Here is a 23,727-nt window from a genome sequence, read left to right on the forward strand (position 1 = left end):
ACTATTACATAATATAATAGTTTGCTTATTTATTGTTGTTAATTAACCGTTTTGCCAATCTATTTTTCTTGAAGCATACATCACTGAAGCAAGAATTATAAACAGTCCTACACTACCTACCAAAAGAGCATAATTTTCTAGTTGAATAATTACAAAAATAAAGGCATATAATGTGGTAAGAGAAGCTCCAACAAATAAAGGAAATTTATTACTTTTTAAAATGGATTTAGAATACAAAGAAATTAGCAATACAACAGCTATCGAAGCTATTAAGTAAGCTTTTAAAAAGCTACTATGTTCAGAAATTGATATTAGTAAGGTATAAAACATAGTTAAGGCAACGCCAATCATTAAATATTGAAAGGGATGAATGGATATTTTACTCATTGTTTGAATTAGAAAGAAAATTAAGAATGTAAGTCCAATAACCATAAAGCCATATTTAGCAGATCGTTCACTTTTTTGGTATTCGTCTACAGGAATCATAAAGTTTACACCAAAAGCATATTCTTTTAAGTTAGGAATTCCGTTAAAAGATTGTTGAGAGAAAGGTCTATTTATATCCAGTATTTTCCATTTAGCATTAAAGCCATTTTCAGAGATTTTGTCGGAGTTAAAAGGAAGGTATTCTCCAATAAAATTAGCGGTTTTCCAGTCAGAATTTATATGAACAGTTGTTTCTTTTCCGATAGGAATAAAACGAATTTGTTTGCTACCATTGATGCTTAGTGATAGATTAAAGTTCGTGTCTGATTTTTTAGGAAGGTCTTCTTCATTTAAAAATTTACTTTCTAATTTATGAAGGTTTAAATAGTTGTAGTAGGCTTTTTCATTACTAGCATCATCTTCATATTTAGAAGTAAAAGCGTAGTTGTTTTTATTCAGTTTTATTTCAACTAAATTGTTTACCCCCTTTAAATTAGAAGTTTTAATAATTAAACGAGCTTTGTTCCAAAGTATGTCTTTTTCATTAATATCTTTTTCACTAAAATCAGGTGTTGTAAAACTGCCATCAATATCTATTTTACTATTATATACAGCTGTTTTATAAATACCACGCTTTTTCTCTTCAGGGTTTATAGAAGATTTGACATTTAGTTTCTTCGGAAAAAAGTAAGCATATTTAATCTTTTCTTCAATCTCAGTTTGAGTTTCTTTTGTCTTTTGATTTCGAACAAATTTCTCTTTATAAGTTTTGTAGGGAATTTTTAAAATAGGTCCATATAGCAAGACCTCTTTACCCCATTTTTGATTGATTTCTTGTACAACTTCTTGCTGTCGATTCATTCGCTCAACAATTAAACTTTTAATAAAAGATAAAGGAATTAAAAGTATGAGAATTAAAAATCCAATCATTAGCATCCTAGCTGTAATTGATGTTTTTACCCACTTTCCGAATCTTCCGTTTTGTTTGTTTGATATTTCCATAGTTTGTTGTTTTAAAAGAACTTTGAATTTCAAAGTTTAATGATAAAAAAATAGTTTTTATTTATTTTTAATTAGCTTTTCTAAAGCGTCAATATGTTTTTTAAATTCTTGCTTACCAAGCTCTGTAGCATAGTATCTTGTATTGGGTTTTCTACCAATAAATTGTTTTTCTATCCTAATAAATTCAACTTTTTCTAATGCTTTGGTATGGCTTGCCAAATTACCATCTGTAGCACCTAATAATTCTTTTAATGTAGTAAATTCAGCATATTCATTAACCATAAGAACAGACATAATTCCGAGTCTGATTCTATGATCAAAAGCTTTATTTATATTTAGAATAATGTTTTTCAAAAAAGATAAATTTTAAAGTACGAAAATAGTGCTTATTTTCTATCGTGTTTAAAATACATGACAGTACCATAAACAATATGCATAACTCCAAACCCTAGAACCCAAAACCAAAAACCATAACCGGGAAGCATAGCAGCAATAAGTCCTAAAACAACTTCAGTATACCCTAAATACTTAATATCACCTACAGTATATTTTGAAGCATTAATCAATGCTAAGCCATAAAAAAGTAACATCAAAGCCCCAGTTTGTCCATATTTCTGATGTCCTAAAATAATAATGATATAGATAGCTCCAGAAACCAGAGGAATAAGGAAATTCAATAATAACCTTCTTGTGGTAGCATCCCAAATTCTTTCACCGTTTTTTTTAGCTTTTCTCGTAGTTAAAAAAATGGCGGTAGTAATGCTCAAAAAGCCAACTAACAATAAATCAAGGATGACTATTTGGAAAGTTTTTCCATCTAGTATCAAATAACCACTAGAATTAATATTGACTAACCAATAGGCATAAGCTGCACCGATTAGAGCATAAATTCCTGCTAAAATACCAGACAAGCCGCTTAATGATATAAATCTTGATGATTTATTCATTAAGTTTTTAATTTCTGATATGTCTTTTAAATAATCTTCTGAACTCATTTTTAAAGAACTTTGAAAAACAAAGTAAACTTAATTTTATGAAACATACAAATAAAAATTTGATGTATTTTTGAAAGAATGAAACCAGCCGAAGAATACATACTTAAACAGCCAGAACCATTCAAGTCTATTTTACTGCATTTACAAGTACTGATAGAAGGGAATTTTCAAATTTTAGAATTAAAATACAAATGGAAAATTCCAGTATATTATGTTAATGGTAAGCAATTATGTTATATAAATGCATCCCATAAAAAAGGATTTGTTGACGTTGGATTTTGGGCAAAAGGTATTTTACAGGACTTTGATACTTTTTTAGTTTCAGAAGGAAGAGCAGTTGTAAAATCACTTCGTTATTCATCAATAGAAGAAATTAATGAAGAAATACTACTACAAGTTATAGGAGAAGTAGCAAAACACAATCATAAAGGTTTTTGGAGGAAAGATTAACTAATTGAATTTATAACGTCACTAATCTTGTTAAAGAATATCTATAAAAAAGAGCTTTTTTTAAAAGCTCTTTTTTTTATCTAATTGTGTTTGATTATAGGACATTATACGTTAGGCTTACAGAGTAAGTAGAAGATTCACCAATATTTCTACCATCTATTACTTTACCGTAACCAGCTCCAATTCCTAGTTTAGGAAGAATATTTTTATAAACAGTTATACCCACACTCTTATAATCTACATCAGTTTCAGGGAAATTACCTTTAAATGAAGGGCTTCCGATATCTACTCCTTCTTCTGAGTTATAATAATCTGCCCAAGCTTCTACATAAATAAAGCTACTAGCATAACCAATTTTACCAGTAGTGGTAAAGGCATTAGGAACACCAAAGTCACCACCAGGAGTTAAATTATTATCAGCATTTCCTCTTAAGTTGTAACCTGCAAAAATGGTAGAGAAAAAGCCAACGTTTGTGTTTAAGTGTAAACCAGCTTTTAAATCAAATCCGAAGCCTCCGTTACCAATAGATAATATTCCGTTTGGCTCATACCCTGTAGGAATAACGGTAGTAATACCTGTTATAATATTTAAATCTCCACTTTTAAACTGAAACTTATGCGCATTAAACTTTAAAGCTATTGAAATGTCTTGAACTTCAGAGATAGAGGTTAACCCGTTTACAGGGTCTGGTTGATTACTAGTATTTGTAGCATCAATAAAAGGAATGCTTACAATAGCTGAAAGTCGATCAGTGATACCATATTTTGCATAAAGAGAATAAATATTCTGATTAATCTTTTCATGAACAGGAGTAGCGTTTTGTTTAGTTTTACCTAGATAAAATTTTTCATACTCGCTTTTGGTAAAAGAAGTAGTAATAGATAAACTATTTTTCTTTGGAGTAAAGCCATCATATAGACCTTGACCGTAAGAGGTTATTGAAATTCCTAATAAAATAGAAAAGAATAGGAGGGTGTAAAATTTTTTCATGTAATGTTAATTTGTTTTCACCCTTTGTCGATTTTCTTTTAAATCATTACAGAGAAATTTACTTTAATAAATCAAAAGAAGAAAATATTGTTATTCAATTAAAAATTCAAGCATTACCTCTTTATCTACGATTAAAAATAGCTGTTTGCTATTATCAAGTGGAGTTGTTGTAACTGTAGTAATATTATTTTTAGTAGATATTTTATCTGGTTTAACAGCATATCGATATCCACTATAGCCTAAGAATATTGATTGATTAGGGTGTATGTTTTTAATTTTTAGTTCAATAGTAGCTTTTTTATCTAATATCCCTTTTAAAGGTGAAATTAGCTCTAAGTCAGATTTTAAAAAAGAAGCATCGTAAATAGGCTGATTGTAAAAGTCTTTTTTCCCCATTCTACCAACTCTTAACTGCCAAAGTGTTTTTTCTGGAAAATGTGTTTTAAAGTATTTTTCTTTAGGAATGTTATAGTAGTAAGCATTAAATAAAGGTTGCCATCTGTTATTATTTACAACTCCAGCTGCCCAGGTGGCATCAATATAAATCCACTTTCCATTCAATTTAACAGCGTTCCAAGCATGATTGGAATTGATTTTAGGATTAGCTATATCATTTGATGAATTTCTGATGTACCCTTTTATAACTTCGTTTTCAATTTGAAGTATAGAGCATATTTTAGCAAAAGTTTGTGCATAACCTTCACAAACTGCTTTACGAGTTAATAGAGTTTGGTTAACAATATCGTCTTTTATAGCCTGTAGCTTTGCTAATTTCTCTTGCTCATTCCTGTATCTAAAAGAAATTCGTTTGTTTTTTGGACGATAAAATGCATCCAAATCATATCGTATATTATGGCTAAGCCAATAAAAAGCAGCTTGTACTTGTTGTTCGTTAGTTTTAAAATCGCTTTCTATCTGTTGAGCCAGACGTTCTACTTCATTAATTTTAGAATACCCATTTACTTTCTCTTCAATTAAAGAAAAGTCTTGTGCACTTACGATAGTAGTAGCTAGAAAGAATAAAAAAAGAAGTTGTTTCATATATAAACTAAAAACAATTGTATGAAACAAAAACTGTGCCTATAAATTATTAATAGTTTTTCTAATGCTAACCAAGTTGGTTAACAAACTTTCTAAATAATCAAGGTGTAACATGTTAGCTCCATCACTTTTTGCATTTGCAGGATCAAAATGTGTTTCTATAAATAAACCATCTACATTATTTACTACACCAGCACGAGCAATGGTTTCAATCATATCAGGACGCCCACCAGTAACACCGCTTGATTGGTTTGGTTGTTGCAAGGAGTGGGTAACATCTAACACAGTAGGAGCGTATTGACGCATCGTAGGAATTCCGCGGAAATCAACAATCATATCTTGGTACCCAAACATCGTACCTCTATCAGTTATCCACGCTTTTTTATTTCCTGCATCATGAACTTTTTTTACAGCATGTTGCATGGCTTCAGGACTCATAAATTGTCCTTTTTTCAAATTCACAACTTTACCAGTTTTAGCAGCAGCAACTACTAAATCGGTTTGACGAACTAAGAAAGCAGGAATTTGTAATACATCTACATATTGAGCAGCTTTTTCAGCATCAGAAACTTCATGAATGTCGGTTACGGTAGGAACATTAAAAGTTTCAGAAACTTTACGTAAAATTTTTAATGCTTTTTCATCACCAATTCCTGTAAAACTATCTATTCTACTACGATTCGCTTTTTTAAAACTTCCTTTAAATACATAAGGAATTTCTAATTTGTCAGTAATGGTAATTGCCTTTTCAGCAATACGCATTGCCATATCTTCTCCTTCGATGGCACAAGGACCAGCAAGTAAGAAAAAGTTGTTTGAATCAGTATGTTTTATGTTTGGAATATCAGTTAAAGCCATCCTTAAAAATTTTCAACAAAATTAAGAAATTAAATTGGCTATATTTAGGCTTTTAAATAAATAAAGAATGAAAAAAGTTTTATATCCATTAGCACTTGTAAGTGTATCAATTTTACTGTCGTGTAAGCAAACTAAAAATACTAGTAGCGAGGTTGCTATGAATACTGTTGAGGTAACTCAGAAAAATGAAAATAAAGAAGAGTTAATTGATTCTGTTTTAGTAAGAAAACACTTATATACACTTGCTTCAGATGAAATGGAAGGTAGAAAACCAGGTACTGAGGGAATGGAAAAAGCAACTCAGTATATAGAAAATGAATACAAAAGAATTGGTTTAAAAACTTTTGATACATTAACTACGTATCGCCAAAATTTTGAGTATAAAGGAATCAAGATGAGTAATATTATAGGCTTGTTAGAAGGGAAGTCTAAAAAAGATGAGTTTGTTATTGTATCTGCACATCACGATCATTTAGGGGTAAAGAAAGACGGGGAAGGAGATCGAATTTTTAATGGTGCGAATGATGATGCTTCTGGTGTTACTGGTGTATTATCATTGGCTGAATATTATGCTAAAAAAGGAAACAATGAGCGTAGTATTTTGTTTGTATGTTTTACTGCTGAAGAAATGGGGTTGGTAGGCTCTGAGTACTTTGGAAAAGGAATTGATGCGAATAAGTTTGTAGCGGGAATTAATTTAGAGTTAATAGGGAAACAACCTAAAACAGGACCAAAAACAGCATGGTTAACTGGTTTTGATAAATCGGATTTTGGTAAAATAATTCAAAAGAACTTGGAAGGGTCAGGATATAAGTTATTTCCAGATCCATACCCTAAATTTCAATTATTCTTACGATCAGACAATGCTTCTCTAGCACGTTTAGGGGTGCCGTCTCATACATTTTCAACCACTCCGATTGATATCGATGCGGATTATCATAAAGTAACAGATGAAGCTGAAACCTTAAATATGACTGTATTAACAGAAACTGTTAAAGCAGTTGCTAGAGGAACTCAAAGTATTATTGAAGGAAAAGACACGCCTACTAGAGTAAAGATGGAGTAAACATATTGAAAACTTAAAGTAAAGAAGGAGCCATGAGCTCCTTTTTTATTGGGGTTAGGTGTTTTGTTTTTAATAAAATGTTAACTTTGTATAGGTTAAATTGTTTAAAGTGTTAAAATTGTATTAAAATTTTACTATATTCGAAAAGTTTTAATTTAAACCCCTTCGAAAATGAAAAAAACACTTTTAAGCCTAACGGTTGTTTTAACTATGATCTCATGTTCTAATAATGATGAAGCATTAGATATAAAACAAGATCAAGATTTACTTACCAAAAAAGAAATTAATTCAAAAATTAAGGAATCTTTACAAAAAACTGGAGATTTCAAATGGATGTCACAAGATGCTCATACTATATGGAGTGCAGTAAATCATGGAGAAAATATCTTAACAATTGGTTATGGTACTTCAAAAAACAATTATGCTAGGAGTGAAGAAAGTACTAATATAAAAGATGAGTTAATAGCATTAGTAAAAAGCTTTGAATCAACTTCTGCTAAGGGAGAAACGGAGCTGTATGTAAATGAAAATATTAATGTATTAGATATTAGAGTTACTAACAAGGAAACAATAAATGTCTTATTAAAAGATAGTAGAGTTCGTTATATAGAACCGGGAGGTTATAGTTTTTTAGAGTCTACTGCACAAGCTAAGTCAAGTTCATCAGGTTCTTCAGGATGTGGCTATGGTACGGCTACTTTAAGCACCAATGACTATAGAACAGTAGCACCAGGAGCTAAATTACCATGGTCTTTTGATGCGCACAATATTTCACAAGCTTGGAATTACAGTACTGGGTCAGGAATTACTGTAGCAGTAGTTGATTCAGGTCTATCACCAGAACAAAAATGGATGAATCAATATTTTAACGATGGATATTCATCAGGAAGAACAGTTCAGAAATATGGAACGTTTGTAGATTCTTGGTGGGCGTGGTCTAATAATTATGATGGAGTAAATGATAAGTGTGGTCATGGAACCAAAATGGCTGCAGTAGCGACTGCTCCAAGAAATAATGACAACTTACCTGTAGGGGTTGCTTACAATGCAAACTTAGTAACGTATAGGGCTGTTGAAAATGTAGTAATTGATGATTATCATGAAAAAAGAGGTATTGTTGAGGCGTTAACAGCCTTGGCAAATAGAAGTGATGTAAAAGTTATTTCTATGTCATTAGGTTCTCCTTTTAGTATTGGTAATGTATCGGATGCAGTAAAGTATGCACATAGCAAAGGAAAAATGATTTTAGCAGCAGGAGGAACATCTACTTCGTTTACTACTTGGTATGGAGTAATTTTTCCAGCAAGTATGTCTGAAACTGTTGCGGTAACAGGTGTTAAAGAAGGACAATATAGTAAGTGTGATGTATGTCATACCGGATCACAAATAGATTTTACGGTACAAATGCAACGTACTAACGGAACGGATAATAAAATTCCTGTATTGAGTTATTATGATGGACAAGCAAATTATGTAGGAGGTTCATCTGTAGCAACAGCAACAACTGCTGGTATTGCAGCGTTAGTATGGGCAAAACATCCAAGTTGGTCAAGAGAACAAGTTTTACAAAAAATGAGAGAATCGGCTGATTTTTATCCGAACAAACATTCAGAGTTTGGATATGGAAATATTGATGCTCTAAAAGCAGTTCAATAAAAAACAACTAACTAACCTTAGAAAAAAGTCTCGTTTACTCGAGGCTTTTTGTATTTTTATGAGGTATAGTTTTTGATTAAGTACACTGTAAAGAATTTATATATGAAGTATTACAAATATTTTTTTCTGTTAGTTATTATTGGTTGTGCCTCTTCTAAAGTGGTATATGATTACGATAGCCAAACAGATTTTAGTCAGTATAAGACCTTCAATTTTTTTGAAGATGCAGGTAAAGGTTTAAATGAATTAGATGTAAAAAGAGTCACTTATGAAATAACGACTGCTTTGGAAGCTAAAGGGATGCGATTAACTGAAAACCCAGATATGTATATTAATATTTTAGCTGAAGAAAGAGAGTCTCTTAATAGAAATACGATAGGTGTTGGTTTAGGAAGTGGAGGAAGAAATGTAGGGTTTGGAATATCAGGAGGTATTCCTATTGAAAGTAGAAAAATAAACCAGCAGTTAACCATTGATTTTGTTGAAAGTAAAGACAACCAGTTAATATGGCAAGGAATTGCTACTAGTGAAATAAGAGAAAAAGCAACACCAGAACAAAAGAAATTACATTTTCAAAAAGTAATTGGTAAAGTGATTAATAATTATCCTCCAAAATAACAGCTACTTTTCTAACACTTAACAACCTATAAAAACAAAACACTAAGAAGACTTACAAAAAAGACCTTGATGTTTTCATCAAAACATCAAGGTGTTTTTTAAAGACTATATTTTAAGCTAATTTTTTTAGTATTAAAAAAGCCTTTTGGTTTTACCAAAAGGCTTTTCAAATTACACAACAAACACACTAATTTGACGAATCTAAATGTAGGCTTTTAGAAATTTTTTGCCAATCAATGATTTTAAAATTTTGATGCAAGCTGTCCTTACCTTGGGTATTAGCACCATCTTGCGCAATAAAGAATCCTTTAGGGTATTTTGTACCAAAATTAACAGAAGTTACATCAATTCCATCCGTATCGTAGGTACCATCAATAGTACCGTCTTTTAATGAAAAACTTCCTAGGTATTGATTGCTAACTCTATCAAAAACAGCATAACTGTTATTTCCTTGTGACGATAAAATAATATACCCTTTTCCGTTTCCAGCGTCGTATAAGGTAACACCTTCAAAATCATCTTTCATATTCAAGTCTTTGGTACTGATAACCTTTACACGGTTGTTTAAAGCATTAGGCTCTGCATCATATTTCCATAGGGCTTTGTTCTCTTCTCCAATATATACTTTGGCATGTACATCATCAGCAACAATACCTTCACCTTGACTTCCTAATGAAAATTCACGAACTAACTTGGCATCAATTTGAGTGTTGTTTTCAAACAATTCCCATTGCTCAACACCGCCTTTTTTACCAACCATAAAAACATAAAATTTGTTAGTTTTAGGGCTCTTGTACATCCCTAAACCATAAACCTCTTTTAAGTTAGAAGTTATTTTTCGTGCAGCAGCATCTTCTAATTCACCTGTTGGTTTTACAATCAATATAGAAATAGTATTGTAGGTTCTATTACTAGCGGTAACAACCGAAACTTCTTTTCCGTTTAATAAGAATCCATCACGAATATCAACATTGTTTACACGTCCTATTTTATAGGAATACAAACGTTCTCCTTCTAAATTATAAACTTCTAAACCTTCTTTTTTGTTTGTGCCAATTATGGTTGATTTTGTTACATCAGCGGGATTTATCCACACACACGGATCATCAGCAGCATCATCAAAAGAAGTAACGGGTTCTGTTTCAGCATCAGCAACTAAAGCTACTACTGGTTTGGCTTGCGGGTTTTGATGGACTATTTTTTCAACTTTACAAGCACTTAAAATAAGGCAAGTAAGTGTTATTTTGTATACATTATTCATTCTTAAAAATTGTATTTTAAACCAGCATTCCAGTTATAGTTATAAAACTCAGCTTGCATTGTTTGGTGTTTTGTTCCTTGGTAAAAGCGTAATTCTTGATTGGTTAAGTTTTTTGCTTCTGCGAAGACTTGTAAGTTTTTAGTAATACGGTAAGAAGCATTTAGGTCTACAAACAATTGTTCGTCATAAAACACATCTGTAAAAGCATCGTCCCCATATTCAAAAATATAATCATCAGCAAAGTTTAAAGAGGCTCTAATTGATAGTTTAGAACTTTCATAGGCCAACGATCCGTTAAACATGTTTTTAACAGCACCAGCCAAAGGTAACCCATCTTCTCTGTCGGCAATACCATCTGTTTTAGAATCTGTATAGGTATAGTTACCATACACTGTTAAGTTTCTTAAGAAGCCAGGTAAGAAGTTTAATTTACGTTGTAAAGCCACTTCAAAACCATAAATTTCGGCAGTACCTCCGTTAAAAGGTCGTGTAACATCATAAGTTTCTGTTACACCTCCAATGGTAATTGATTCTTCAGTAACTGAATTGTAAATAAATTTATCTAAATCTTTATAAAAAACTCCAGCTGATATAATTCCGACATTACTAAAGTAGTGTTCAAACATTAAATCAAAGTTCATTGCTTCAGTAGGATCTAAATTAGGGTTTCCATACTCAGCTTCAATATCATCACTATTAATGTTTCTATAAGGTACTAAATCGTAATAGTTAGGTCTCGCAATAGTATTTGTCCAAGCAGCTCTAACAATAGTATTTTTATTAATATTGTATTTAACTTGTAGGTTAGGTAACCAGTTGGTATAGTTTCGAGTTCCTGATGTTTTAGTTACATCACTTAAATCATCAGCTGTTTCAACATCAATGGCAAAACCGTTATAATCTATTGTTGTTTTTTCAACTCTTACACCAGCTATAAAAGAAAAGTTGTTACCTAAGTTTTGTTGTAACATTCCGTATGCAGCATAAATGTTTTCATTAGCATCGTAGTTTTCAGGAACAAATTCATCTAATACAAGTTCACCACCTGTTAGGTTTAAATTTCCTAAAAATTCTTTTGAAACGAAAAGACCTGATTTATAATCATCACCTGCTAAATAACCATTAATAGTATAGTCTTTAGTAGTGGTAGTATTCATGGTCGGAAATTGATCTTCTAAATCATACTCATAAAAGCTATTGTTTCTTACTTTTTCTTTGTACTTGTACTTAAAACCAAATTTTAAAGAGTTTTTGTAAGCTCCTGTAGCATTGATAGGAGCCAAGACATCAAAATTAGAACTGATTTTACGTTCTTGTGTAAATCCTTGTTGTTGGGTTACTTCTTTGTAATCAAAAGTTGAAGGATCGTTAAAGTCATTGTTTGTTGGTCGTAATACAGGGAAGTTTGTTCGCGAGAAGTCTTGCATAACTTCAATATCATCGTTTTCAAAACTAATATAACGTTCGTCTGGACGTTCTTCCTTGGCTTTGGCAGTTCCTGTTTTCCAGTTTAGTTTAATGTTTCCGAAAATAATGTGTTCTCCACCTACAGATATATTGTAAGTGCTTTGGCGCTCTAAACGTGTGTTGTCATTCGTATCATTGTTGATACCTCCTTTAGTTTGACGACGTACTTCAGCTTTTGATACTCCTGTAGCATCTGGTTCGTCTATTTTTCTAAAACGCACTCTATAACGGTTTTCATAGTCGTTTCTTTGGTTGTACATTGATTTAAAGAAAAGTGTATTGTTGTTGTCAGGTGTCCAGTCTAAGTTGGCGGAAACACTCATTCTATTTCTTTTTACATCGTAACGTCTAATATCGTGTTCACCAATGTATGTTTTGTTATTTTCTTTTTCCCACTCAAACTCAACATTATCTGAACCATAATCGTTAGAGTTGTATGAAGCATTGATTACATAGCCTAGTTTGTCTTTAAAAGCTCTGTTAGCAACCAAAGCAGAAACATTATAGTTAGGTGTATTTCTTACAGGATTTTGTCCGTAAGAACCAGCAACGAAAGCTCTAAAAGTAGTAGGAGCAGAACGTGTAACTAAATTAACAGAGCCACCAATAGCGTCTCCTTCCATATCAGGAGTTACTGCTTTGTTAACTTCAATAGTTTGAATCATGTCTGAAGGAATTAAGTCCATTTGAACTCTACGGTTATCTCCTTCAGCAGATGGAATTCTGTCACCGTTTAAGGTTACCGAGTTTAATTGAGGAGCTAATCCGCGAATAACTATATCTCTAGCTTCTCCTTGGTCGTTTTGCATAGAAATACCAGGAACACGTTTTAAGGCATCACCAATATTGGCATCAGGGAACTTTCCTACTTGATCGGCAGAAATAATGTTGGTTATATTCTCTTTGTTTTTTTGTTGATTTAAGGCTTTAGCTTGCCCTTTCCCAATACTTCCTTTAATAACAACTTCATCCAACCTATCTATTTTAGGTGTTAGCGAAAAGTTTTTAGATTGAATATTGTTTGTAAGCGTAATGTTTTCTGTTAGGGTTTGATAACCTAAAAATGATATTTGAACCTCGTAATTTCCTACAGGAATATTTAAAAGTTCATAATTTCCATTAAAGTCGGTAGAAAACCCAACTTGTAAAGAAGGAATGCTAATAGTAGCTCCAGGTAAAGGTTGATTGGTTTCGTCTAAAACTCTTCCTTTTAAACCGGATTTGCTTTGTGAGTATCCTAAAATACTTACCAAGCAAAGTGTAATTAGTATTATTTTTTTCATTTTGAAATCTTTAGTGAATTGTCCACGGCGAAATTATTTACGATAACTAGCAACAAGATTTCAAATTTGTTAGTAAAAAATTATTAAAACTTATACATAAGGTTGATTATATGTTAATTAGTTGAGGTTTTTATAATGTTTAAGTGTTCTTTATTTAATATAAAATTTACCTTTTAAAAACATTTGATATTTAACTTTTGAAGTTTTAAAATAAAAAAGCCTCCAAATTAATTTGGAGGCTTTTGTTATATGTATTTAACGTTTTTTAGAATTGGTAACGGATACCTAAACCGAAGTCAGAGTTGAACCCGTCATAGCTATCATTAAATCCAATCTCAGGTCTAAAATCTAAAGATAAGATAAGAGGAATATCAAAGTTATATTCAATACCAACAACTCCAGATACGAAAACAAACGTTTCTGAACTTCCTTCTATAGTTGTTCCACCAGAAGAAACATCATCAAAACTCCAGAATCCTAAACCTCCACCAGCACCAGCATACCAGTTAAAGCGGTTTTCTATTTGCCAAACCCATTGGTATAAACCTGTAGCTTTAAAGCCGTCATAATTTTTACCATTCCTTAAACCTAAGTCAATTTCTAGACGATTGTTACTGCTTAATTTACGCTGGTAAGAAATTTCAGCTCCAAAACCATCGTTATCTCCTAAACGAAGACCTATTGCGTTATTTGAAATTTCTTGTGCATTTGCAGTGAAAAATGAAATGGTTAAAAAACCGATGAATAAAAAGATTTTCTTCATAATTTTTAATTTAGTGTTTTGTGAATGCTAAGATAAATTATTTTACTTAATTAGTAACCTTTCTCCTTTTGAATGACTACTAAACTCGGGAGCATACATGCTTTGAATAGTTGTGATTCCGTTACTAAAGTTTCCTGCATTATTTACACGAACATCATACTCAAATACATATACTCCTTTAGGTAAACGATCGAAAAAGAAATTTGTTGCAGCATCTTTTGTACTTTCATAATACCCTAAACCATCTTGCCATTTGTATTGTGATAATACGTTAATAGGTTCAACTCCGCTTACTCTCATATCTTTCATGTGTACAAATTCCATATCTCTATCAGAGCGAAGTTCAATTCTAACAGTCATTAAATCTCCTACATTTAATTGTGTATTTTCTGTAATTTTTTGAAGTTGTTTACCCGCATTAGTATTTACTTTTTTAAATAGTTTTTTCTTTAACTGTAAAGGTGTTTTAGCAGAGGTAATTTTATCTAAATCTTCAAAATATTGCCAATACAATCCACCCCAAGCAATACCTTTTCCTTTTTTAGAAATACTAACAGTACTCATATTAGGAGTAATTTCAGAACCATTCCAAGAGGTTTTTAAATAACCAGTACCCGCTTCAACTTTTGTGTCTTCTAATTTAGAAGGATTGATTGTTTTTTCTCCAATTGTTACATCCACTATATCAGTTACCGAAATCCAATCACTACCTTGTAATAATAATGCATATACAGCTTCAGTAGTTGCTTTGGTAGTTTTCCAACGATTGGTTTGTTTATTTTTTAGTAACCATATTTTTAGATTATCAACAGTTTGAATATCATTTTCAATTTCTGAAAAAGCTTCAATTAACAACGATTGGGTTTCAATAGGGGCTTGGTGCCAGTACCAACTCGGTTGATTTTCTTTCCAATACATTCCTAATTCATCAGAAGTAATACTGTTTTCTCTTAAAGATTTTAAAACTTTATTAGCAACTAATGTATTATCGTTTCTAAACTGTATTAGGGCAATTTGTCCTTTTCCGTATAAACTAAACTCTTTCCAGTAAGTTGCTGTTTGATTTTTGTAATATTCAAAAGCGGTTTTTGCCGTATCGTTAACTTCAATATTTGTATAAAAAGAACGCATGTATAAATACTGAATAATAAAGTAGTTTAGGTGGTTTTTTTTCAGATACTTAGTGTATTCTTTTTGTCCTTTTTCAGCTTTAATGCGTTCAGCACTTTCTAATAACTTCTTGTAGGTATGTTCAATTTCAGCATCTAAAAAGCGGATAGCATCCACAAGCATTTTCTGTAAAGAATCATCTTTATTATCGATACCTAATTTTTGTAAATGTCCAAAACCAGTAGCAATATGATTCGTGATATAAACATTAGGATTATCATTCCCTTTAAACCAAGGGAACCCTCCATTGTTTAATTGCATTTGCAATAGTTTATTAATAGCGTTTTGTTGCTCGTTTTTCATTTTGTTTAAATCAAATAACAAAGCAATACGCTTTTTTTGTTCAGTCTCTGATTGAGCATCACGTAACCAAGGAGTCTCTTGGATAATCAATGATTTTAACTCTTGATTCTTTTCTAAGTTACTCAATAAAGCATCTGAAGATTTCCAAGCATTGAACACCTCTTGTATTCTTGGATTTGAATTTGCAATATGACTAGCGAGTGTGTTTGCATAATAACGAGCAAAGGTTTGTTCACTACACTCGTACGGGTATTCCATTAAATAGGGTAAAGCCTGTACAGCGTACCAAGCAGGATTAGAAGTTACTTCTAACGTTAATTTATGGTGGCTGAGCGTAGTCGAAGTTTGATTTTTAAGCTTATCTAATGTGAATGTTTTGGTTTGATTTGAACGAACCCACATAGGTAGTGTTTCTGTAACTAACATTCTGTTTGATAAAACAGGCAATACATTTTGTTCTCCATCAGAAAAATCCCCTGCCTTGGCAATTACTTTATATTGAATTGCTTGATAAGTATCAGGAATTGATAAGTTCCAAGATACATTCGTGTTTCCGTTAGAATTAACACTGAAAGACTGGTTTTTAGAAGAATTACTTAACAGGTTGATTTCTTTTCCGGTAATAGCATCAGTTAATATAAGTTGTGCTGTACCTTCTAAGTTTTTATCAGAAATATTAGCAATTTTAGTACTGAATGTAATTTGATCACCTTCTCTTAAGAATCTAGGAGCATTAGGCATTACCATTAACTCTTTTTGAGTAACAGTAGTTAATGTTTTGGTAGCAGATTGCAATTCTTTTGTGTGTGCTAATAGCTGCAATTTCCATCGTGTTAAAGCCTCTGGAGTGGTGAAGCTAAAGGTGATATTCCCTTCTTTATCGGTTTGTAAATGAGGATAGAAAAAAGCAGTTTCTTGAAGGTTTTTACGAATTTGAACTCCATCTAAAGAAACGTTTTCTTGTTTAGATTCTTTTTTAGCGTATCCCGTCATAACTGAATCATTTGCCAAATCAGCTTCTTGAGCATCTAAAAGTTCTTTCTCTTCAACAATTATTTCTCTTTCTGGAGAAGGTTGCATTTTAGCACTCATAGCTAAGCCTCTTAAACGAATATTTCTATTTATTCCGAAGTAAAAACCAAACCAATTCAATTGGTCATATCGTTGAGTTTTAAAAGATGATGGATAAGTATTGTTAAAAACTCTGAAACGTTCATTACCAAAACTTTGATATGCATTAGCGTTACCGCTATAAGAGTAATATGTAGAAGTAGAGATAGGTGAAAACTCCCAGTTATGAGGTTTAAATTCATCTAAAGAAGCATCGTACATACTTGCAAGCATCTCTGCTGCTACTTTGTTGTTTTTATCGTTTTTAATGGTAAAACTCCACGTTTCTTGAGTTCCAGGTTGTAATTTATCTCTAAATGTATTGGTTTCTATAGTAATGTTATCTTGTTCATTTGGAACAGAAATAGGAATTATTCCACTTACAAAACTATTGTAATTCACAAAATAGTATTTAATAACAAACCCGCCAACATCTTGTTTCGTAACAGGAACTTCAATTGTTTTGATTTTGTTATTTAAATGAATAAGCTCTGTGTTTACGATGGTATGATTCTTTTCTATTTGAACTATAACCGTAACATCTTTTGAAGCAGAACCAATTTGTAACTTAGCAATGTCATTTGGCTTATAAGTTGTTTTATTTGTGTTATACGTGAACAACTGATTGTCGGTTACACTTTTTTCTTTGTTATCAATTATTGTAAAAAGAGCTTTGTCTGTAACATCTTGTCCAAACTTATCTTTAGAACTTAATACGGTTATGTATTTACCAGAAGCCCATTTTTTATAGTTATTAAGTATAATTTGTTTAGATTCTTCTGTATTGAAATTTTGCTCAAATACTAATTTTTCTTTTTTCCAATTATGAGGATTTTGTTCTTCCGAAGTGTAAGCTTCATGAGGAAATAAGTTTCTAAACTCACTTTCTGAAATATCTTGATAATCTGGAGTATCCCAAGATCTTTTACGTAACGGATTTTTAGGAGCTTGTAATTTGTATATTTTAATGCTTCCTTTAGCAGGTGCAAATTCCCCGTTTAAATTTTTACTTGATATTTCAATTGTTGTTTCCTTGTCCGATTTATGTATTGTAGAAGGAATTTGTAAAGTAGCAAGTAATGCATGATACCCAACTTTTACAATAGAGGTTGCTGAGCGAGTTTCTCCATTAACATCGGTTACATCAGCTGTGATTTCATATTCAAAAACAGGTAAGTTTTCTTTGTTTACACTTTCATCAGGTAAGGCTTTGAAAGTAATTGAAAAGTTACCTTGTGCATCAGTTGTTAATTCACCGTGTGTAATTTCTTGTGCTTCTGAAGTAAACTGAGGTTTACGCCAGTACCACCAAATAGGGTATTGTACTTTACGATGCACGCGATATACTACTTTAGCATCTGTGATAGTTGAACCAGCAAAAGCTTTTGCAAATCCGTTTACTGTAATGCTGTCATGTAACTTATAGGTTTTTGTTACAGGTTTAAATTCTGTTTTAAACTTAGGACGTTTATATTCTTCTACTTGAAAAGGGAAAAAGTTTAGTTGATTTTCTACACTAGTTCTAATAGAAAATTCGCCAGTTAACCCATTGTTGGGAATAACAAATGTTCCAGAAAAAGAACCAAAATCATTAGTTTTTAATTTTAGGTCTGTAACATTATTTCTAGAGGCATCGACAACTTTTATATTTACATCTTTATTAGATAAAGCATTAGAGTTGTTTTTAGAAAATTTTATAGAAATTCCTTTAAAGTATACAGTTTGTCCTGGTCGATAAATGCTTCTATCAGTAAAAATAAAAGATTTAATATTTATACGATTATCATTTGTAGTTGGAGAGGCTTGTTTTTGATATTTATTCAGGTAATAGTTACCAAAAACTGCTGAATCGTTTTTGTGAGTTACAGTAACGTACACATTACCATAACTAGCATCACTTTTAAAAGAAGCAAATCCGTTTTTATCAGTTGTTATTTTTTTGTGAATCGATTTTCCATACCTATGTTGCTTGTTTTGTAATAATAATTCAGCGTCTTTAACAGGCTTTCCAGTATTTCTATCAACAACTTGGTAGGTTTTTACACCATCATTATTGTTTTCAACCAAAACTAAATTGGTTGCTTGTAAATGAGCAGTAGCATATAAGTCTTCAGAGTTAAAAGTATCATTCTGGTGTGCTATGATTAAATAGTTTCCTTGAGTTAATTCGGGAACTACTACCTCAGTTGTGTGTAATAAATAATCTTTTTCATTTCGTAAGTTACTATTCCATGAAGTAGCTTTTGTAAGCTTTTTTATAAAGTTAAAGCGTTCTTCTTCTTTGTGAATTTTTTGAAGCTCTTCTATTTGTTTATGATCAATTTTATAAGCAGAGAAGTACAGCTTGTCAATATTATTGTAAGTAACTAGTAACCTAGAGTGAGATTGGATGGGTACAAATTTTTCAGAAAGAATACTGAGAGATGTAGCTGTGATTTGTTGTTGTAAAGTTTCACATTTTTCAGCAGCTAAACTCTTAGAAAATTGTTTAATAACCTTTTTACAGATAGCAAGTGCTTCTTTGTTTTTAAAACGAAAGTCTTCGTTTTTTTTAGTTTTATAAGATCCAGCTTGTTGATTATAATTTCTAGCTATTTCATAACTATACAATCCAGAAACTTCATTGTTCTTGTAATTATTAACTGATGTTTTTAGTGTTTGTAATAATAACTCTTGTTTGTTATTTAAAGTTATATGCTGCTTAACAAACTGTAATCGTTGAATGTCAGCATCCACAAGGGCATTAAGATTCTTGTTTTTTAAATGAAAGTTAATGAGTTTTTGATAGATTTTTAAGGCATTAAACTGCAATGATAAATCATCTTTTGTAGTAAGGTTTAAAGCAGAAAACTTATCAGCTTCACTTAAGTATAAAGCGTTATCAATTTTAAATTGATAAGTAGGCTTTGTGATGTTAGTTTCTGTGGTTTTATAAAACTCTAAGGTATTGTGCGCTAAAAAATCAAATAGGGTAGGGCGGTATTTTTTAGAGTCTTTTTCTGCTTGAATAATATCTTTAAAAGTATAAATGTCTGTTTTTTGTAGTGCAGATTCATTTTCTAAAGAATTTTGATAGTGACAATGAATTTCTGCAAACAACGTATTTAAGTCCCATGTTCTAAAATCATTTCCATCTACTTTTTCTTGTGTTTGGGTACGATTGTAAAATTTCCATCTATTTTGATTAAAATACTGCCAGTATAAGTTAGCTAATACATTTTCTAATACATTTTTCGTCGGAAAATTATGTTGATTAATTTGTTGTTTAAACTCATCAATAATTTTTAATTGTGCATTTTCTTCTAAAGTTAGAGCGTATTTACTTTTATAAAACAATGATTTTATAACTTGAGGAGCATTGTTACTTTTTTCAGCCTTATCGTAAATAGTGTTTACTATTTTTAAAGCAGATTTAGGTAGGTTTTCAGCTTCAAACTCGTGCACCTTTTCCCATAGGTTGGCATAGTTTTCTTGGGCGTGTGCTAAGGTTGAAAATAAAATCATTAGTAAAATAGGGGTTATTCTTTTCATTTATCTATATTTTTTGATGCTAATCGTAAATTTATATGAACAAAACACTTAAAAACAGTAGTTTTTTACAAGTTAAAGTTTGTAAAGATACTATTTGAGTGAGTTAACATAGCTATTTAATGAGTTTCGATTTAAAGATACTTAAAATTCTCTCTTGGTTTTGTATTTTTGACGCTTACATTACAGATAACAACACTATGAAAATTCACTTTATAGCTATCGGAGGTAGCGCAATGCATAACCTAGCAATCGCATTACAACAAAAAGGATACCAAATAACAGGAAGTGATGATACAATTCATGACCCGTCAAAAACTCGTTTAGCAAATAAAGGTTTATTACCGAATGAGTTTGGTTGGTTTCCAGAAAAAATAACCGCTGATTTAGATGCTGTAATTTTAGGAATGCACGCAAAAAAAGACAACCCAGAGTTATTAAAAGCGCAAGAACTTGGAGTGAAAATTTATTCATATCCAGAATTCTTATATGAGCAGTCTAAAGATAAAACTCGTGTGGTTATAGGTGGTTCTCATGGAAAAACAACAATTACTTCTATGGTTTTACATGTGTTGAATTATCATGATAGAGAAGTGGATTACATGGTAGGAGCTCAGCTAGATGGTTTTGATACAATGGTACATTTAACCGAAGAAAATGAATTTATTGTTTTGGAAGGTGATGAGTATTTAAGTTCTCCTATAGATATGCGCCCGAAGTTTCATTTGTACAAACCGAATATTGCATTGTTAAGTGGAATTGCTTGGGATCATATCAATGTGTTCCCAACGTTTGAAAACTATGTTGAACAGTTTTCAATTTTTACAGATTCTTTAACGAATGGTGGAATTATGGTGTATAATGAGGAAGATGCGATTTTAAAAGAAGTTGTAGAAAGTTCTAATCACCCGATAAAAAAATATCCTTATAAAACCCCAGATTATTTTATTGATAATGGAATTACTTATTTGGAAACTGAAGAAGGAGATTTACCGTTAGAAATTTTTGGAGAACATAACTTACAAAATTTGGCAGGAGCAAAGTGGATTTGTCAACACATGGGAATTGATGAAGATGAGTTTTATGAAGCGATAGCAAGCTTTAAAGGTGCAAGTAAACGTTTGGAAAAGATTGCTGAAAATTCTTCAACAGTTGTGTTTAAAGATTTTGCACATTCACCATCTAAAGTAGCGGCTACGACAGCAGCGGTTAAAGATCAATACTCAAATAGAACTTTGTTAGCATGTTTAGAGTTGCATACTTATTCGAGCTTAAATGCTGAGTTTTTATCGGAGTATAAAGGAGCTTTAGATAAAGCAGACAAAGCAGTAGTATTTTATTCTCCCCATGCTGTAAAAATTAAACAGTTAGATGAAGTTTCTGAAGAACAAATAGCTAAAGCGTTTGAACAAGATGATTTGATTATATATACGAATCCACAAGAGTTTAAAGACTTCTTATTTAGTAAAAATCTTGAAAATACTGCTTTGTTACTAATGAGTTCTGGTAATTATGGCGGTTTAGACTTTGATGAGGTTAGGGATTTGGTTGATTAAAAAATTTATCAAACAGATATTTCCTATATTCTTTTACATAAAAAGACTTTAAAATAATAGAAAAACGGTGTTTGTATAAAAAGTATAATTCCCATTTTCTTTTATTATGAGTGCTTTTTTTAGGGGTATTCATAAAGAAAATCACTTTTTTGATGTATTTCTCAGATTTATGAGTTTTGTTATATTCTAATGATTGAGGAGAGTTAAATATGTAGTTAGTAGCTGCGAGAAAGTTTTTTAAATAACTGGACTCTGAATGATCAAAATTGTTTAAAACGGTTTTTACAGAGGTTTTTTTAGATAACCTATAAAGGTCATAAGAGTTTCTTAAAGAGATAGTTTTAGTCCATTGTCCCTTGTCGTTGACTTGCTTGTTAAAACTAGTTAAGAGAACTTGGTTCCCATAAGAAAGAACGGTGGTCTTATTAGCTAGTTTATTTACACTTTTTTCAATAAAATTAAAGTCAAACCCTTTCTCATTAGAAATCATTTTGTAATGAACTTCAATTGCAGCAATTTTACCTTTCTTAGTTATTTTTGGATAGTGTCTATTTAAGACTGTATTATCTATATAGTGGGGAGTTTTTTCTATATATCCGTTTTTTTTAAGAAGGTTGACAGTGGAGTGAAAGCTTTTAGGGTTTACCAAAAAATCAATATCTCCCACCATACGTTCAGCAATATCTTCATATAACCCTTCAAGTAAATTACCAGTTCCTTTTAAAAAAATAGGAGTGATATTATTTGAGAGCAAAAGCTCGTTGATTTCTTTAGCTTCAGCTATAATATGTTCATTTCGTTTTCTGTTTAGACCAGTAATGTGTTGCATGTACTCTACTAAATCAGTTGGTAAATAGTGTAAGAAGTCAGCTCGTTTTAAATTACAATATAAAGCAGGAAACACATATTGAGCTGTACTTACTTTAACTATAGTGTTCCAATCAACCGTATTATTTTTTATTTTTTCTTCAACCAGTTTACAATTGTCTCTTTCATGAGTGATTGTTAAACATTTTGCAACAAATAAAAGGGTTTCTTTATAATTCATCAGCAAAGATGTTTTTGACAGTAGTAATCATTTTTTGATTATCAGAATAGGTTAATTGATAGCATGGTAGCTTTTCAAACCAATCCAAGAAAAGCCCTGCATTTTGAGATATTGGAGACAACCAAGAATCAGGAACTAACTGTTCAAAGGCTGTAATATTTGAAATTTTATCAATGATTAAACCACTGTTTTTTTGATACTTAATAAAAATTAAAGCTTTGCAAGGTAACTTTAAAGAGTAATCATGATTATTTGTAGGCAGATAACGAACAATTTTATTTAGTCTTTTAAAATGATATTCGGCAGATGTTTTTAACTCAGGGTATATTGGAAGTAAGGTTTTTAGACTATTCTTCTTGATAGATATAGCAGAAGGAAAACTGTGTACATTTAAAGAGTTGTCAACAGGTACAAAATCATCGGCTAAACAAGTAAAACCATTGGCTTGTAATAATGCTAAAGATGTACTTTTTCCATTTCCAGAGTCTCCTAAAAATAAAATAGAATTATTGTTATTGCTAACTGCTGAAGCATGAAAAACACCTATCCATTCATCTTCATTTTTTTTATAGATTTTTTGTACTAATTCCATAGAAAATTTGCCCTGAAAATAATGTACTTCTCTCAAGCTCCAAGTATCAATAACAATATCATCTACGGAAAGAGAAATGCTATTGTCATTACTAAAGATTTCAAATTTATGATTGATATTTTTAGTTTCTTCAGTTTCTAAATGAGCAAACTTAGGATGAATTAGAGAAGTTTCTATGTCAGAAGCATATTTTACCTCTAAAATTATATCCTTTATTTTATAATATTTTATTGAAGCAAAAGATGTTGGTTTAACTACAGGATGAACTTTGCTTTTATTGTTAGTTTCTTTTGAAGAGATAAGTAAAGTCTCAATATCTATAACTAAACTGAGCGCTTCTTTATAAGTAATATCAACTTGCTTAGTAATCTGAGTAGTTATCTCTTGCTTATCAACGTTTTGATCTAAAAGAGAGAGTATTTCAGCCACAAGAGGATCTACAACAAGATATTCATTGTTATCTTGAAACCAAACAATACTTTTATTATCTATATTTCGTTTAATTATTTTATTTATCATGATTGACTAAAGATAAAAAACCTC

Annotated in this window: 17 protein-coding genes; 5 read left to right on the forward strand and 12 right to left on the reverse strand. The window is 31.2% G+C overall.

Features of this window, described 5'->3' with window-relative positions; all coding sequences use genetic code 11:
* Nucleotides 1-42 precede the first annotated feature (42 nt).
* From creD to D6200_RS14960, 3 genes are read right to left on the reverse strand one after another with little or no spacing between them, the layout of a single operon-like run.
* The gene (gene creD, locus D6200_RS14950) at nucleotides 43-1,428 is read right to left on the reverse strand and encodes a cell envelope integrity protein CreD (protein WP_073181480.1); all 1,386 of its coding nucleotides are present in this window, start codon (nucleotides 1,426-1,428) and stop codon (nucleotides 43-45) included.
* Between the two features lie 57 nt (nucleotides 1,429-1,485).
* On the reverse strand, nucleotides 1,486-1,782 hold the full coding sequence (locus tag D6200_RS14955) for a winged helix-turn-helix domain-containing protein (protein WP_047789877.1): 297 nt from the start codon (nucleotides 1,780-1,782) through the stop codon (nucleotides 1,486-1,488).
* A gap of 32 nt (nucleotides 1,783-1,814) precedes the next feature.
* Nucleotides 1,815-2,423: a hypothetical protein gene (locus D6200_RS14960; RefSeq protein WP_073181478.1), complete on the reverse strand. Its 609-nt coding sequence runs from the start codon at nucleotides 2,421-2,423 to the stop codon at nucleotides 1,815-1,817.
* Between the two features lie 78 nt (nucleotides 2,424-2,501).
* On the opposite strand from D6200_RS14960, the gene D6200_RS14965 reads away from it, so the two are divergent.
* On the forward strand, nucleotides 2,502-2,873 hold the full coding sequence (locus D6200_RS14965; RefSeq protein ID WP_073181476.1) for a DUF1801 domain-containing protein: 372 nt from the start codon (nucleotides 2,502-2,504) through the stop codon (nucleotides 2,871-2,873).
* A 94-nt stretch (nucleotides 2,874-2,967) separates the two neighbouring features.
* Here D6200_RS14965 and D6200_RS14970 read toward each other — a convergent pair whose 3' ends face one another.
* The 3 genes from D6200_RS14970 to kdsA form a co-directional block, all read right to left on the reverse strand.
* Nucleotides 2,968-3,864, reverse strand: a complete 897-nt coding sequence (locus D6200_RS14970) for a transporter family protein (RefSeq protein ID WP_073181474.1) — start codon at nucleotides 3,862-3,864, stop codon at nucleotides 2,968-2,970.
* A gap of 90 nt (nucleotides 3,865-3,954) precedes the next feature.
* Nucleotides 3,955-4,905, reverse strand: a complete 951-nt coding sequence (locus tag D6200_RS14975; RefSeq protein WP_073181472.1) for a transglutaminase domain-containing protein — start codon at nucleotides 4,903-4,905, stop codon at nucleotides 3,955-3,957.
* A gap of 39 nt (nucleotides 4,906-4,944) precedes the next feature.
* The gene (kdsA, locus tag D6200_RS14980; protein WP_073181470.1) at nucleotides 4,945-5,763 is read right to left on the reverse strand and encodes a 3-deoxy-8-phosphooctulonate synthase; all 819 of its coding nucleotides are present in this window, start codon (nucleotides 5,761-5,763) and stop codon (nucleotides 4,945-4,947) included.
* A 67-nt stretch (nucleotides 5,764-5,830) separates the two neighbouring features.
* On the opposite strand from kdsA, the gene D6200_RS14985 reads away from it, so the two are divergent.
* From D6200_RS14985 to D6200_RS14995, 3 genes are all read left to right on the forward strand, one after another.
* Nucleotides 5,831-6,829 (forward strand): M28 family peptidase, encoded by a 999-nt coding sequence (locus tag D6200_RS14985; protein WP_073181468.1) that lies wholly within the window; start codon nucleotides 5,831-5,833, stop codon nucleotides 6,827-6,829.
* Nucleotides 6,830-7,000: 171 nt separating this feature from the next.
* Nucleotides 7,001-8,485, forward strand: coding sequence for a S8 family peptidase (locus D6200_RS14990; RefSeq protein WP_073181466.1), 1,485 nt, complete (start codon nucleotides 7,001-7,003; stop codon nucleotides 8,483-8,485).
* A gap of 102 nt (nucleotides 8,486-8,587) precedes the next feature.
* On the forward strand, nucleotides 8,588-9,103 hold the full coding sequence (locus D6200_RS14995; protein ID WP_073181464.1) for a DUF4136 domain-containing protein: 516 nt from the start codon (nucleotides 8,588-8,590) through the stop codon (nucleotides 9,101-9,103).
* Nucleotides 9,104-9,290: 187 nt separating this feature from the next.
* Here the strand turns inward: D6200_RS14995 and D6200_RS15000 are convergent, their stop codons facing one another.
* From D6200_RS15000 to D6200_RS15015, 4 genes are all read right to left on the reverse strand, one after another.
* Nucleotides 9,291-10,364 (reverse strand): phytase, encoded by a 1,074-nt coding sequence (locus tag D6200_RS15000; protein ID WP_073181463.1) that lies wholly within the window; start codon nucleotides 10,362-10,364, stop codon nucleotides 9,291-9,293.
* A 2-nt stretch (nucleotides 10,365-10,366) separates the two neighbouring features.
* The gene (locus D6200_RS15005; protein WP_073181461.1) at nucleotides 10,367-13,114 is read right to left on the reverse strand and encodes a TonB-dependent receptor; all 2,748 of its coding nucleotides are present in this window, start codon (nucleotides 13,112-13,114) and stop codon (nucleotides 10,367-10,369) included.
* A 265-nt stretch (nucleotides 13,115-13,379) separates the two neighbouring features.
* Nucleotides 13,380-13,877 (reverse strand): hypothetical protein, encoded by a 498-nt coding sequence (locus D6200_RS15010; protein ID WP_047789860.1) that lies wholly within the window; start codon nucleotides 13,875-13,877, stop codon nucleotides 13,380-13,382.
* A 42-nt stretch (nucleotides 13,878-13,919) separates the two neighbouring features.
* Nucleotides 13,920-19,991, reverse strand: a complete 6,072-nt coding sequence (locus tag D6200_RS15015) for an alpha-2-macroglobulin family protein (RefSeq protein ID WP_073181459.1) — start codon at nucleotides 19,989-19,991, stop codon at nucleotides 13,920-13,922.
* A gap of 197 nt (nucleotides 19,992-20,188) precedes the next feature.
* On the opposite strand from D6200_RS15015, the gene D6200_RS15020 reads away from it, so the two are divergent.
* Entirely contained in the window at nucleotides 20,189-21,544 is a 1,356-nt protein-coding gene (locus D6200_RS15020; RefSeq protein ID WP_073182646.1) for a UDP-N-acetylmuramate--L-alanine ligase, read from the forward strand.
* Here the strand turns inward: D6200_RS15020 and D6200_RS15025 are convergent.
* Together D6200_RS15025 and D6200_RS15030 are read right to left on the reverse strand one after the other, a co-directional pair.
* A complete protein-coding gene (locus tag D6200_RS15025; RefSeq protein WP_073181457.1) occupies nucleotides 21,525-22,592 on the reverse strand; it encodes a nucleotidyltransferase domain-containing protein in 1,068 nt (355 codons plus the stop codon). The genes D6200_RS15020 and D6200_RS15025 overlap by 20 nt on opposite strands.
* Nucleotides 22,582-23,703: a phosphoenolpyruvate carboxykinase (ATP) gene (locus D6200_RS15030; protein ID WP_073181455.1), complete on the reverse strand. Its 1,122-nt coding sequence runs from the start codon at nucleotides 23,701-23,703 to the stop codon at nucleotides 22,582-22,584. The genes D6200_RS15025 and D6200_RS15030 overlap by 11 nt, the downstream gene beginning before the upstream one ends.
* Nucleotides 23,704-23,727: the final 24 nt, after the last annotated feature.

Source organism: Tenacibaculum mesophilum, assembly GCF_003867075.1.
Taxonomy (GTDB): domain Bacteria; phylum Bacteroidota; class Bacteroidia; order Flavobacteriales; family Flavobacteriaceae; genus Polaribacter; species Polaribacter mesophilus.

What these genes read in the sequence shown, in the direction of transcription:
- D6200_RS14965 (WP_073181476.1), top strand. Translation starts at nt 2,502, where the DNA reads ATGAAACCAGCCGAAGAATACATACTTAAACAGCCAGAACCATTCAAG.
- D6200_RS14960 (WP_073181478.1), bottom strand. Translation starts at nt 2,423, where the DNA reads ATGAGTTCAGAAGATTATTTAAAAGACATATCAGAAATTAAAAACTTA.
- D6200_RS15005 (WP_073181461.1), bottom strand. Translation starts at nt 13,114, where the DNA reads ATGAAAAAAATAATACTAATTACACTTTGCTTGGTAAGTATTTTAGGA.
- D6200_RS14975 (WP_073181472.1), bottom strand. Translation starts at nt 4,905, where the DNA reads ATGAAACAACTTCTTTTTTTATTCTTTCTAGCTACTACTATCGTAAGT.
- D6200_RS15030 (WP_073181455.1), bottom strand. Translation starts at nt 23,703, where the DNA reads ATGATAAATAAAATAATTAAACGAAATATAGATAATAAAAGTATTGTT.
- D6200_RS15020 (WP_073182646.1), top strand. Translation starts at nt 20,189, where the DNA reads ATGAAAATTCACTTTATAGCTATCGGAGGTAGCGCAATGCATAACCTA.
- D6200_RS15025 (WP_073181457.1), bottom strand. Translation starts at nt 22,592, where the DNA reads ATGAATTATAAAGAAACCCTTTTATTTGTTGCAAAATGTTTAACAATC.
- D6200_RS14985 (WP_073181468.1), top strand. Translation starts at nt 5,831, where the DNA reads ATGAAAAAAGTTTTATATCCATTAGCACTTGTAAGTGTATCAATTTTA.
- D6200_RS15010 (WP_047789860.1), bottom strand. Translation starts at nt 13,877, where the DNA reads ATGAAGAAAATCTTTTTATTCATCGGTTTTTTAACCATTTCATTTTTC.
- D6200_RS14995 (WP_073181464.1), top strand. Translation starts at nt 8,588, where the DNA reads ATGAAGTATTACAAATATTTTTTTCTGTTAGTTATTATTGGTTGTGCC.
- creD (WP_073181480.1), bottom strand. Translation starts at nt 1,428, where the DNA reads ATGGAAATATCAAACAAACAAAACGGAAGATTCGGAAAGTGGGTAAAA.
- D6200_RS15000 (WP_073181463.1), bottom strand. Translation starts at nt 10,364, where the DNA reads ATGAATAATGTATACAAAATAACACTTACTTGCCTTATTTTAAGTGCT.
- kdsA (WP_073181470.1), bottom strand. Translation starts at nt 5,763, where the DNA reads ATGGCTTTAACTGATATTCCAAACATAAAACATACTGATTCAAACAAC.
- D6200_RS14990 (WP_073181466.1), top strand. Translation starts at nt 7,001, where the DNA reads ATGAAAAAAACACTTTTAAGCCTAACGGTTGTTTTAACTATGATCTCA.
- D6200_RS14970 (WP_073181474.1), bottom strand. Translation starts at nt 3,864, where the DNA reads ATGAAAAAATTTTACACCCTCCTATTCTTTTCTATTTTATTAGGAATT.
- D6200_RS15015 (WP_073181459.1), bottom strand. Translation starts at nt 19,991, where the DNA reads ATGAAAAGAATAACCCCTATTTTACTAATGATTTTATTTTCAACCTTA.